The organism is Flavobacterium xizangense (genome assembly GCF_054075145.1).
Genome location: NZ_JBSIPG010000013.1, coordinates 87223 through 101453, shown reverse-complemented (window position 1 = coordinate 101453; position 14231 = coordinate 87223). Strand labels below are relative to the sequence as shown.

The window sequence follows — 14231 nt, the reverse complement described above, 5'->3', positions numbered from 1 at the left end:
TATTAATATCAAAATAACATGGTTTTCAGATGCTCATTTATTTTCTTTAAAAATTATCAAAAGAATTTTGAAGAAGCAAAGCTTCTATGAAGTCCCTGCTTACTATTGAAACTTTGGTAAAAAAGCAAGAGAAAAATTTGATTTGATAGAATTTTTAGTAGGCATGCTCTAATAACAAAACGATGTACATGAAAAAAAAAGTATCTCCCTATATCAATCAGTTATTTTTAAATATAAAAATCTTATGCAAACTTCCTTAAAATTTGGCATAATATAAAATTGCTATTTTTTTAAATCTAGTTTTAAGTTTTAACCCTCAAATTAATTATTTAATCTACTAATGAAAAAACGTTATTTACTGCTTGCATTTCTGCCCTTTCTGGCTTACCCGCAAGACATTCTCTGGGAGAAGTCTTATGGCGGGATACATGCCGACTATCTTTTTGATGCACAACCTACTGCCGATTATGGTTTTATTCTGGCGGGAAGCTCTCTGTCTAGCAAAACAGGAGATAAAACAGAAGACAATCACGGTGATCTGGATTACTGGATCTGGAAAATGAATGAAAAAGGTGAACTGGACTGGCAGAAAAGCATTGGTGGCGATGGGTTTGATTTGTTGCAGAGCATAAGAAACACCGGGGACGGTGGATTTTTTTTGGCTGGGACTTCAACTTCAGGAAACAGCTTTCAAAAGAAAGACAAATGTAAGGGGATGACAGACTTCTGGGTGATAAAGCTTGATGCCTCCGGACAGGAGCAGTGGCAGCGAACCATAGGCGGTGACGGCCAGGAAGAATTGTTATGCACTTTTCAGACTAAAGACGGCGGTTATATACTCGGCGGCTCATCGAGCTCAAGCCCTGCTTCCATAACCAGTGTGCAGATAACTGGAAAATCAGCAGAAGACAATTCGCCAGATCTATACAGCAAGAAGGAAAAAAGCAGAGGAAATATGGATTACTGGGTTGTCAAACTTGACAAGCATGGTGTGATGGAATGGCAGAAGACCTACGGAGGGAAATATTCCGACATTCTGCGCAGCATGGAAGAGACTTCCGATAATGGCTATATCCTGGCAGGATACTCTAATTCACCAGTTTCAGGCGATAAAACGGAAAAAAATAATGGAGTCGGTGATTACTGGATTATCAAAATAGACAATTCAGGGGGTATAGAATGGCAGAAAACTTATGGAGGGGATGAAGATAATCAACCTTATGTAATTCACCAGACAAAAGACCAAGGGTATATTGTCGGAGGGAACTCGAACAGTTCCGGCGCATTGACTCCTGAAGGAGGAATAGTAAGCAATGGAACGGATTTCTGGGCTCTCAAGCTAGATAAAGAAGGAGGAGTTATCTGGAGCAGGACCTTCGATTTTGGAAAAGTCGATATCCTGACGTCGCTGGTGGAAAATAACGACGGCACTTATTTAATCGGGGGACATGCCCGTAATTCAGCCCCAAATTCCAATGGCGGCCTGATTTCAAAAGCAGCAAATCTACTAGTTAAAGAAAAGGAGGGAATAAATGACTATATCGCCCTTAAAATTAATGCTGAGGGAGAAGAAATCTGGAGCAGGACAGTGGGAAGCCGCGGAGATGATATTCTTCGCAAGGTAGTTGAAACCAGAGATGGAGGATATATTATGGCAGGTACTTCCAACGGATCTTCGAAAGATAAAAAATCGAATATCGGATCAAATGATTTTTGGGTGGTGAAACTGAAAGACAAGGCAAAAGTTGAGAAAATAAAGACAGACATCGAAGCAATCCCTAATCCGTCATCTACTTATACCAATATCATCATTGGATATGAATTTAAGGAAGGGACGGCCACTGTACTTGATATACTGGGAAGAACATTACAGCACTTCACCATTAAAAGTAGGACAGTTCCTGTAGATATGAGCCATTATCCGGAAGGGGTTTATATCGTAAAAATTCAGACTGATGTAAAAACCGAATCAGTTAAAATAATTAAATCGGTTAGATAATTTAAAAGATCATTTGCCAATTTTAGATAATAATGAAAAATATAATATTAGTAATAGTATTGATGCTCGCCATTGATATAAGAGCACAAAAGGAAAATATTGTCCCGCCTTCACCCCAGGCCGCACTAATTGAAAATTATTATCAAAAGTATTTTACTTCGGAAGTAAGCTCTTCAGGAAGTCAAAGAATCGATGTTCCTTTGTGGAACATCAAAGTTCCTGGACTTGAAATACCAATTGCCTTATCGTATACTACTGGAGGAATAAGATACAAGCAGGAAGACGGCGATGTCGGGGTGGGTTGGAATTTGACCCCAAATCTCAGAATATCGAGAACCGTAATAGGAAGGCCTGATGAGGAAATGAAAAGAGTATCCAATATTACGGCCACCTTAAATAGCCTTTATGATCCCAGAGAGCATGAAAAATATCTGACACAATTTGCCACAGGTGTCAGCGGAAATGAATATGCCTCCTCGGACATTTCCGATGCCGGTGCTGATATTTTTTCATTCAGTACATTAACCCAGAGCGGGCATTTTATTTTTCCCGATGCGAATGATTTTTCCAAAGCAGAAATTATAGAAGCATTAAATCTGGTTATAACGCCTGTTTTTGACGATGCAGTACTTTTGGGTTTTGAAATCAAGGATGAAAATGGATATATATACAGATTTGGAGGGTATTCCGCTCCAAACCTGACAGAGAGCGCCTATCAGGGACCGACCAAGCCTGCATCAGTTACCGGATGGGCACTTCGCAGCATTGATGCTCCTAATGGGGAATCAGTCGAGTTTAAATATATTGGCTACTCAGATAATGATCTGGTTCATCCTGAAAACAAATCAGTAACAGTTAGTGATTCATATTTTGCTGATCCATCATATTCGGGTTCACTCGTACCAAGTTCGGTTTCCTATAGTTTAGACCAGCAGATTTTATGGCCGAATTACACCACATTTTATGTAAGCGAAATCAAAACAAGAAATCAGATTGTAAGTTTTTTCAGGAATGGCAGAGTTTTATCGAATATAAATGTTTTGGACAGGATTACTAATACAGTAATTAAAAATATAGATTTCATTTATTCGGGCGCATCCAAGCAGCCACACTATTTTTTGGATTCGGTCAGCCTTGACGACCAGCAGTATAGCTTCACTTATTACACCCCGGCAGATTTAGGTTTCTCCCCTACATTTCAATCCAACCATTATACTTCGGATTTGTGGGGGTATTATCTGTATTCGCAGTACCAGGATTTCAATGCATCAAATTATCCTAATCTGCACTCCGAACTCGGCGATATCAATTATATTTTTAATGTTTCTACTCCTGGCGGCTATAATTATGAAAAAACATTAGGCAACCTTTTGGGAACATGGAATTTCAAGAACAGTTCTAATAATATGTACGGGCATCTTTTTTCCTTAAAAAAGATGGTCCTTCCAACCAAAGGATACATTTTTTATGAATACGAGCCTAATAAGTACCTTCAAAACGGAACGGCAATGATTGGCGCGGGATGCAGGATAAAGAAGATTACTTCAAATGATCTCGCAGGGAGCAGCTACATCAAGACCTTGACTTACGGGTATAATGAAAACCAGATGGGGATCCCTTCCTATTATTTAAGTCCCTATGATTATACCAGCGAGCAGCTGATCAGGATAAAAAGATTCACATCTTATCCGTATGGGGAATATTACACAAACCATTTGAGCCACACTTTTTCACCCAATATAATAGGAGACTTCGGCCTTTCGCAGGATTTTATGGTAGAATACCCGGAGATAAATGTAAATGACCTTTCGAATAATGATGACTATTTAGGAAGGACCACATACGAATTTGAAATTAACCAGCCCAAAGTGTTTGAGCAGCACTATTCAGATTTCTCTCCTCATGATTACAGGATGCGTTATGCTCTGAATGTTACAGGCTACCAGTTTGGACTAAAAACAGATTTAAAAAGTAAGACATATTATGATGCAACCAATGCTATTTTAAAAGAGGAAAATTACACCTATGGATTCACAGATGATTCCAGAGTAATAGAAGGAGGTATAAAACTAAAACAGTCCATGGTTGCGGATTATGAGAATATACATGGTTATAATACTGATTTCCCTGACTATTATGAAGTAGATAGACCCAGAACATTTTCATGCCAGACCTATTCCTTCTATACCGGCAGAAAATTACTGCTTAATAAAACAGTTATAGAGTATCCTGATTTTGAAATATCACATCAATACTCTTATAATTCTAGAAATCAAGTAAGCACAGATATTACGATAAATTCAAAGGGAGAAATAGTAAAAACCGAGTACAAATACCCTTATGAATTAATAGGCCAAAAACCGTTGATGCAGGAGATGGTTGATAAAAATATGATTGCAGAGCCTGTCATAACCAATAATTATGTGAACAACAATTTAATTAGCCAGTCCGAGACACAGTATGGATACCATACCTCATCATATCTGATTCTGCCATCATTTGTTTACAGTAAAAAAGGCAGTACCGCAATTTCTGCCCTTGATAAAAGGGTGACTTATAATAATTATGACGATAAGGGTAATTTGACCCAGTACACTCCCGAAAACGGCATTTCGGTCTCAATTATCTGGGGATACAATAAAACCATGCCCATAGCCAAAATAGAAAATGCATCATACGGTGATGTCTCAGGTTATGTTTCCAATCTTCAGAATCTTTCCGATGCCGCAAATGAAACCAGCCTGTTAAATGCCCTAGATAGTTTGAGAACTGCATTGCCTTATGCCATGATCACTACTTATACCTATAAACCCCTGATAGGAATAAGCACAGTTACCGATCCTAAAGGAGATGTCATTACTTACAAGTATGATACATCCGGAAGGCTCGAAGTTGTAAAAGATAAAAATGGCAATATCCTGTCAGAGAACCAATACCATTACCAAACCTTTTAAGACCAGAAATGAGAAAGAAAATAATGCTTTTTTTAGTATTTTTCACATGCACCCTTTTCGGAAATGCACAAAACAATGATCCAAATCAAGTTGCGATAGCCGCTGCAGGTGATATGTCTGGGCCATTACCTTCAAACGGCACCTCAAAACAAATGCTTCCTTCTATTTCCAGCGGAACAAACAATATAAGAAGCATGAACAGTTTTGCAGCTCTGCCAGACCGCAATTATATTATTACTAAAACATATAAAATCCCGACAGTTTCAGTTTTAGGCTCTCCTGCGCCTGACGAAGTTCAGACCGGCATAACCTATTTTGATGGGCTCGGCAGGCCAATGCAGCAGATTGCAAATCGGCAGTCATCCTCTTCAAAGGATATCATAACACATATTAGCTATGATATTTATGGAAGACGGACTATGGATTATCTACCGTATGAGGCCTCCTCAACTACTATGGGGTTTCAACCGGATGCGCAAACGGGAACGCTCAATTTTTATAATACCGATAAGTATGGTAATACGGCGAATCCTTACTCGGAGAAATATTTGGAGCCTTCATCGATTGGCAGGTTATTGAAGCAGGCTGCTCCCGGAAATCCATGGGCGATGTGGAATGGGCATGAAATTAAAATGAATTATGAAACCTGCTCGAACAGCGATGTAAAGATGTACACGGCTAATGCTTCCTGGAATGATTCGTATGGTCTATATGACATCAGTCTGGTTGATGCTGGAAATTATCAGACGGGCCAATTGTTTAAAACAATTACTTATAATGAAAACAATCCATCTAACGGATCAGAAACTTTGGCATCATCAGTAGAATTCAAAAACAAGGATGGACAGATTGTTTTGAAAAGGACTTATGACGCGGGAGAAAAACATGATACCTACTATGTTTATGATATTTATGGAAATTTGACTTATGTAATTCCGCCTAAAGCAGAAGGAACTATCAATATCGACGTTCTAAATGGATTATGCTACCAATACAAATATGACGACAAAAATCGTCTCGTAGAGAAAAAGCTTCCGGGAAAGCAGTGGGAATTTATCGTTTATGATAAACTGGACAGGGTCGCAGCTATTGGGCCTGCTGTATCGCCTTTTAAAGATGATAGTACAATTGGGTGGATTATAACAAAATATGATGCTTTCAGCAGGCCTGTCTATAGTGGATGGAGCAGTCAGGCTGCAAATTCCGCGACTCGCAAATCACTTCAGAATTCTCAAAATGCTGCGACGGTCCTATTTGAAACCAAACAGTCTTCAGGAACCATAGACGGAATAGAAGTCTATTACAGCAACGCCATCACACCAACTAATTTCAAACTGCTGACCGTCAATTATTATGACAATTATGCATTTCCAAATGCCCAGCCTATCCCGAGCACTGTAGAAGGACAGCCAGTCTTAGGCAATATCAAGGGCCTGGCGTCAGGAAGCTGGACAAGAGCAATTACTACAGCATCCTCTGCTGCAGGAGAAACCAGCACTATTATTTATGATGATAGAGCAAGACCGGTCAAAAGCTATCTGCAGAATTATCTTGGGGGTTATACATCGATTGACAGTAAAATTAATTTTTCGGGCAAGACACTCTATACCATCACCAAACACAAACGCACATCGGGAAATGCTGAAATTGTGGTAAGGGAAGAATTCGTGTATTCTCCCCAAGGCCGTATACTTACCCACACCCACCAGATCAACGGTGGAGCAATAGAAATGCTGGCGGAAAATACCTATGATGCTTTAGGGCAATTGGAAAGTAAAAAGGTAGGCAACAATACTGCAAACCCGCTTCAGAAAGTAGACTTTAAGTACAATGTCAGAGGTTGGCTTACAGCTATCAACAATATAAGCAATCTGCAGCAGGATACAGATCCTGTCGATTTGTTCGCATTTAAAATCAATTACGATATCATCCAGTCCGGTATAGCAGGAGTCAGCCAAATGTACAATGGGAATATCTCTGAAACCTACTGGAAGACCGCTACTGATTTAGCACAAAGGGCATATGGCTACAAATATGATAATCTGGATAGGCTGAAAAATGCGGTTTATAAGAAAAACGCCGACATAACAAGCGCATATGATGAAAGCCTGACCTATGATAAAAATGGAAACATCAAGACATTAATCCGTAATGGAGATCATGATCCTCAGACCGGGTATTTCGAAATTGATAATTTGACTTATACATATCCAACCAATTCTAATCAGCTCACTGCCGTTTTGGATGGGTCTAATGATATTAGCGGCTTTAAAGATGCCAATCTTTCAGGGGACGATTACAGCTATGATGACAACGGTAACTTGTATTCTGATAAAAATAAAAACATCACGGCCATAACTTATAACCATTTAAACCTTCCCAAGAAAATTACATTTGGAACAACGGGAACGATTGAGTATTTTTACAATGCTATAGGACAGAAATTAGAAAAAATTGTGACCGAAGGTGCATTAGCCACTTCAACTAATTATATTGATGGCTATCAGTACAAAAACAATGTTTTAGAGTTCTTCCCAACGGGAGAAGGCTATGTTAAAAATACAGGAGGAACATTTTCTTATGTTTACCAGTATAAGGACCACTTGGGGAATATTCGAGTAAGCTATTCTAAAAATCCGATTACACAGGTTCTTGAAATTATTGATGAAACCCATTATTATCCTTTTGGATTAAAACACAAGGGATATGTAGTATTGCCGGAGAGTACTAATAAATATAAATATAATGGGAAGGAGCTGCAAGACGAGATGGGGCTTGGGTTGTACGATTATGGGGCACGTAATTATGACCCTGCACTAGGTCGCTGGATGAACATTGACCCATTAGCAGAGAAAATGAGAAGACATAGTCCATATAATTATGCTTTTAATAATCCGATTCGATTTATCGATCCAGATGGAATGGCTCCGAATGACTGGATAAATTGGACAGGTTCAAATGGACAGCAGCATATAACTTATGATGCTGATGTTAAAACAAAAGAACAAGCCGAGGCTAAAGGATATGGCAATGTAAAACAAGTTTTTGCTTCTGGAGTTGCACATACCGAGGATTATAGTACTATTGTTGAATTTGCACCTGATGGTAATTTTGTTGTAAACAATAGTGGAAAGATGGACGTTGATGATGTTAGTTTAACCACAGATAATGGAAGCTATATCTCTGAAAACAAAGGGATTGCAGATGCTACTGGAGAATTTTTACCTGGAGCTTTACAAAAAGCTGGAGATATAACGACTAAAGCTGCAGGTGGTGCTGCATTAATGGGAGCGGAACCAGTAGCTGCATTTCTAGCAACTTTAGGAGGAATACTTTCCACTACTGGAGCTGCTGGTGATGTAATTAACAATACTGTCGAAGGCTTCGCAAGTGGAGATTTTAAATTAGGGAAATCAATTAGAACAATTGGTTCTGAAGTTCTTTCAAAAAAATTAAACACTCCCGAAAATAATTTTGGAACAACAGGTGAAATATTTAATGATATTCTCATCAATGAAACCAATAATCAAATTGATAAATTAAAATAAATTTTGGAATATGGATTATTTATGGATTATTTTATTGGTTATAATTGTTTTTATTTCTATAAAAGAACTAATCAATTCTAAAAAGGTATCAAATGATAATATCTATGGTATTTATCAAAATTCAAGATTTTATCGTCTTTTATTCGTAGTAATTGCATGTATATTTGCAATTGTAATGTTTGTTTTGAGAAAAATATTTTATTAAAAATTTAAGTATATTAGCTTTGTTTCCGCTTTTTGGTATGAGTTAAGTTATACTCAGTAAAAAGCAGCGTTTAATTTACACTATAGTAGATTTTAAGAAGAAGCCAACCAATAATGCTTTCAATAGTTATTATAATTTTAAATGCTACAGAGTACTGACTTCTGTTATACTTGCTATTATTGTAATTTATAATATCTTTATTTATTAAGAAATTAAATGAAAATTATATGAGACTGTTTTATATTTTACTATTCTTGGTAGTTTTTCCCCCAAGTATTTTAAATGCGCAAAAAATTAAATTTAAAGATGAAAATTTAAAAAAAACATTGTTTGAATTAGGCTATGATGTAAATAAAGATAATGAAATTGAAATTACTGAAATAGATACTATAAGTAAGCTGAAAATTTCAAATAGAAATATAAAAAGCTTAGATGATCTAGTGCATTTCAAAAAACTAAAGACAGTGAATGCAATGAAAAATCAAGTTGCAAACTTAGATGTATTTTTTAACAATTCAACTATTGAAGAAATTTACGTAGGAGAAAATATGTTAGGAAAGAAATTGGTAATTAAAAATATGCCAAAATTAAAAGGACTTTATGCATTTAGAAATGGGTTAAATGAACTGGTTTTAATTAGCACTACTAATATAGAGTCATTGTATCTGCAAGGAAATATGTTCGAAAAGATTATTTTGGATGAACTTCCTAAATTAAAAACTTTACAATTGTCTGAAAATGGTAATTTAAAGTTGATAGATGTCAAAAAGAATGTTGAGCTAGTTCAGCTCTATCTTAATTCTACTAAAATTGAAAAGTTAGATATTTCTAACAATCTTATATTGAAAACACTCTACATTGATAATGGAGTTAATTTATTAAAATCAGAAAAACAGAGCAACTTTAAACCTATGCAGAGTATAAAAGTATCAAATTAGGGTAATGTATCAGATGTGTTGGTGGTTAATTATTGCATCTAACATTTACAGAAAATCGGTAGTGTTTCAAAGTTAGTGATATAAGATTTTAGATTTCTAACCTTTTGAAATTGAACAAATTTTAGAAATAAATAATTTTAAGATGAGCAGTGATGCTCATCTTTTTTGTTTTATTATTGCCTTAAATGTGCTAAAATGAATAAAAATTCGACATGGTGTTCCAAAGTTAGTGATGATGTAAAATTGTCCAAAATGTAACGAGAAAAAGGTTGTTAAAAATGGGAGAACTAAAAATTATAAAAAGCAGTACTACTGTAAAATGTGCTGTCACCGTTTTATAGAAAGTTATACAAATCAAGCTTACAAATTAAATATCAATCAAAATATCATTCAATTAACCAAAGAGGGTTTGGGAATAAGAAGCACAGCAAGAATATTAAATATTTCTACTACAACATTATTGAGAAGGATTGTTTCTATTGCCAGAAGTATTTCCAAGCCAATTATCAGCAAAGGCAAAACTTATGAAGTCGATGAGCTGTGTACTTATATCAGACACAAGAAAAATTATATCTGGCTGGTTTATGCATTGGAAAAGAATTCTAAAACAGTTGTGAGTTTTAATGTTGGAAAACGAACCAATAAAACTCTGAACCGTGTTCTGGAAACTTTAAAATTATCTGACGCTAAAAAGATATTTACAGACAGATTAAAAAACTACAGGTATCTGATTGACGAGAAGCTGCATTCGGTAAAGCAGTTCGGGACAAATCATATTGAAAGGAAGAATCTGACACTCAGAACTCATCTAAAACGACTCAACCGCAGGACAATCTGCTTCAGTAAAAGTTTATTGATTTTTACTGCTGTTTTGAAGATTTATTTTTGGATTGAGCAATAAAACAGTAAGTTTATCCTTTAAAATCATGTTCTTAAAAATTTTGTATTTAACAGGTAAAAACTTGTAAAAATAGTTGCAAACCCTTATAAGTATAAGTACAACGGAAAGGAGCTCCAAGACGAGCTGGGGCTTAATATGTATGACTATGGAGCACGTAATTATGACCCTGCAATTGGTCGATGGATGAATATTGACCCATTGGCAGAGAAAATGAGAAGACATAGTGTTTATAATTATGCATTTAATAATCCGGTTTATTTTATTGATTCAGATGGTATGGCTCCAGGAGATCCAGTTGGTCCGGGTTATTATTCAGCTTTTAAAACAACTAGAACTATAGGTTTTGCATTAAGGCATCCTATTATCGCCCTTTCTATAGGAGATGTGACACATAATTCGACAAATATTTCAACTAATTCTGCACGTTTTGCAATAAATACAGGATTACCAGAAAATGATAGCAATGAAGGCTCACATATTAATGCATTTAGACATGTTTTATGGCAGGCAGAAATAACTGATAATTTTGGTTCTAAAATTGCAAAAGAAGTAGGGAATGCGCATGAAGAAAACCCTTACACAGCTACAGGTTCTAATTTACAAATGACATTCTCTTCTTTGGCAGATGCGGATCAAACTATAGATTTGTTAAATAACCAAATTGGAAGAAAAATAGGTGAGGCAACTGAAGGTCAATCAATGCAAGAGAAAGCATTAGCAATTTTAGACTATTTTAATTACAATGGGCTTTATACTGCAATTCCGAATGTAGATAGTGATGGAACAATTACTACATGGAGTGTTGGAAAAACTATTTTAACACAAGACCAATATAACAATGCAAAAGCTACCTTAACCACTACTAATGATAATGGATATACGCCAACTCAACAAGCTAGTAGAGATAAAGAAGTGAAAGCTGAAGTAGAAGCTGCAAGACAACGAACAAATGCCATTAAAGGACCAAAAATTTAGATTTTATGAAAAATATTTTAGTAACATTAATTTTAATTTTATTAACATCTTGTAAAAATAAAAATTTTGATGAAAAAGTTTTTGAAGATGTTTCAAACACACACAAATTGGAAATAGATTTAAAAGATTATACTGATTTCGAATGGGATACAGTTTATATTTTTCATAAAATAAGTAATTTGGAATATATTGAGTCTATTATTGGGAAAAGATATAACAATTATGAAGAATTTACTCGACCAATAATTTTTATGAAAAAAGGAAAAATTATTTATACAGAAAACCGAAATAGTAATTTTGAAGGCTTAGAGAATGAACAACTCGTACATCAAAATAGCATTTATTCAATAAAAGATAATGCTAATAGCAAGTTTAAAGTAAAAATTGAACAAAGAGGAAATATAAAATTCCTTTTAATTTCTGATTAAGGTTATATGTCAGATGGGCATAATGTATCAGATGTGTTGGTGGTTAATTATTGCCTCTAACATTTACAGAAAATCAGATGTTTATAGTAATACCGCATAAAAATTAAGACAGCCTTCGGGCTGTTTTTTCATTTTATAATGCCTTAAATCGAAAAAAATGAGCCCAAACCAGACTAGGTGTTACAGATGTGTTGGTGATATTCGAAAGATGGTAAAGTATGAAAAGACAAAGTCTGGCAATCAAAGATATGTTTGCAGAAAATGAAGGAAAAACCAGAGTTGAAAATTATGCATATCGGGCTTATAAGGAAGAGGTGAACCAGAATATTATTCAATGAACCAAATAGGGATTAGGTATAAGAAGTAGGTCAAGAATGCTGAAAATATCAGCCACAACATTATTGAAAAGAATTGTTTCAACTGCCATAAACATTGTCAAGCCAATTATGATGAGAAACTGCATTTGGTAAGACGTTTTTTGGACAAACCATATTGAAAGGAAGAATCTGACACTCAGAACCCATCTAAAGCGACTCAACAGGCGGATAATCTGCTTCAGTAAAAGATTAGTGATTTTTACTGTTTGAAGATTTATCTCTGGACTTGAACCTTAACAGCAAGTTTCTTTAAGATTCTTTCCAGTATGATTTTGCCCAGGGGTAGGGAAGATGGCTGGAAGGGTTTGTTTTTTAAATGGGAGATTATTAAAAAGTTAGTTGGTTAATTGGTAAGTTAGTTAGTTTTTTTTTTTCTCAGAATGTTTTTATTTTGATTTTGGCTGGTGAGGGGGAGGTTGGCTGTAGTGGGATCTTTATTTAAATATTACGAATTATTAAATACTGTTTTATTTCTGACAATTAAATAGAATTTAACACATGCTGGTTAGAGTCATGTTCCCGCTCATTAAAGTTCCAAGAGCACCGAAATTTAATCTCATGTCAGTACGAAAAGAATCCATTAAATAAAAAGCCCGTATGATGGTTTATGAAATAAAAATCCTATTTTTGAAAATATATAACACTGATAATTGTCAGACATAGCACCCCAATTTAGGGTGCATAACTCTTATATAGTCAGACATATATATAAGTTGGTAGTAATTATAAAAATCAGCAATGATAAGAAGCATTATTTTAATAACTCTCTTCGTCAATTTTATATTTTTGTATTAATTTTATTATAAAGAAACGTGATAATATATGGTAAATTGGATCATAACAGCTGGAAGTGCTAAAGTCGATGACGGTGAAATTATATATATGCCAAAAAAGGGTGTGATGCCAGATGGAGCTGAGTTTAATTACATCACAATAGTTAATAGTAACATTCATTTCGAAAATGGTGTTATCAAATTTACGGTTAAAACTCAAGACCCTTATGCGTTAGCTCAAACTATTCTTGCTACTGATAAAGGTGATCTGAATATCGGTATGAATACCATGGGGTATCTTTTTGGAATGGTTAGATTTGATCGAGAGAGTCAGCGTTGGGAATCGCCTGAAGGAGGAGCATTTTCAGACTCTTTTGAACCTCAAAAATTATATGATTATGAAATAAGAGTAGAAGGGTCTGTTATAACCTTATTTGTCAATGGAGTGAAAATTGCAGAAAAAATTCAAGAAATAAAAAAAGGACAAGTTCGATTTTATTTGCGTGCAGAATCGGAAATAATCATATCAAACATCCAGGTTTCCGCAATGCAACCTACTGCATTTATTGTGATGCAATTTACTTCTGAATACAATCAGCTCTATACAGAAGTCATAAAACCTGTTTGTGAAAACTTCGGTTTCAAATGTGAACGAGCTGATGAGTTCTACACAACAACACCAATCATTGCAGATGTTGTAAAATCTATAATAAATTCGACAATTATTATTGCGGAAATTACTCCGGACAATCCTAATGTCTACTACGAACTCGGATACGCCCATGCTATTAATAAGCCTACTATTCTGCTTTGCGATAGAAAAAAAAAGAGATAAACTTCCATTTGATATTTCTGGCTTTAGAACATTATTTTATGAAGATTCTATTTCAGGCAAAACTGCTATTGAAAAAAATCTGAAGAAATTTTTAGAAAGCATGAATTTGTAACACTACTGCTATCCTGAATTGCTGGTTTTTATAACTCCAGCCATTGCTCTGAGAATTTTTGAGAGTGGATTTTAATTTCCTCTATTTTTCCGAATAGATTCTTTTTATCTAGTTAGTTAGTTAGTTAGTTAGTTAGTTAGTTAGTTAGTTAGTTAGTTAGTTAGTTAGTTAGTTAGTTAGTTAGTT

At 35.2% G+C, this 14231-nt stretch carries 7 protein-coding genes and 3 pseudogenes; all 10 read left to right on the top strand.

The annotated features are described in order from the left end of the window. Positions 1-340 precede the first annotated feature (340 nt). Positions 341-1999: a T9SS type A sorting domain-containing protein gene (locus ACWA1B_RS20400; protein WP_456910133.1), complete on the top strand. Its 1659-nt coding sequence runs from the start codon at positions 341-343 to the stop codon at positions 1997-1999. Positions 2000-2031: 32 nt separating this feature from the next. Beyond that, entirely contained in the window at positions 2032-4953 is a 2922-nt protein-coding gene (locus ACWA1B_RS20395; protein ID WP_456910131.1) for an RHS repeat domain-containing protein, read from the top strand. A gap of 8 nt (positions 4954-4961) precedes the next feature. Beyond that, positions 4962-8501, top strand: coding sequence for a DUF6443 domain-containing protein (locus tag ACWA1B_RS20390; protein WP_456910129.1), 3540 nt, complete (start codon positions 4962-4964; stop codon positions 8499-8501). Positions 8502-8933: 432 nt separating this feature from the next. After that, complete coding sequence (locus tag ACWA1B_RS20385) at positions 8934-9644, top strand: leucine-rich repeat domain-containing protein (RefSeq protein WP_456910127.1); 711 nt, start codon at positions 8934-8936, stop codon at positions 9642-9644. 195 nt (positions 9645-9839) lie between these two features. After that, a pseudogene (locus tag ACWA1B_RS20380) lies at positions 9840-10545 on the top strand (IS1 family transposase). Positions 10546-10629: 84 nt separating this feature from the next. Continuing rightward, a pseudogene (locus ACWA1B_RS20375) lies at positions 10630-10824 on the top strand (RHS repeat domain-containing protein); the annotation flags it as partial. After that, a complete protein-coding gene (locus tag ACWA1B_RS20370) occupies positions 10822-11520 on the top strand; it encodes a DUF6973 domain-containing protein (RefSeq protein ID WP_456910192.1) in 699 nt (232 codons plus the stop codon). The pseudogene ACWA1B_RS20375 and the gene ACWA1B_RS20370, both read left to right, overlap by 3 nt. Positions 11521-11525: 5 nt before the next feature. Next, positions 11526-11948, top strand: coding sequence for a hypothetical protein (locus ACWA1B_RS20365; RefSeq protein ID WP_456910125.1), 423 nt, complete (start codon positions 11526-11528; stop codon positions 11946-11948). Positions 11949-12105: 157 nt separating this feature from the next. After that, positions 12106-12555: pseudogene (locus ACWA1B_RS20360) on the top strand (IS1 family transposase). Between the two features lie 592 nt (positions 12556-13147). Further along, on the top strand, positions 13148-13933 hold the full coding sequence (locus ACWA1B_RS20355) for a hypothetical protein (protein WP_456910123.1): 786 nt from the start codon (positions 13148-13150) through the stop codon (positions 13931-13933). Positions 13934-14231 lie beyond the last annotated feature (298 nt).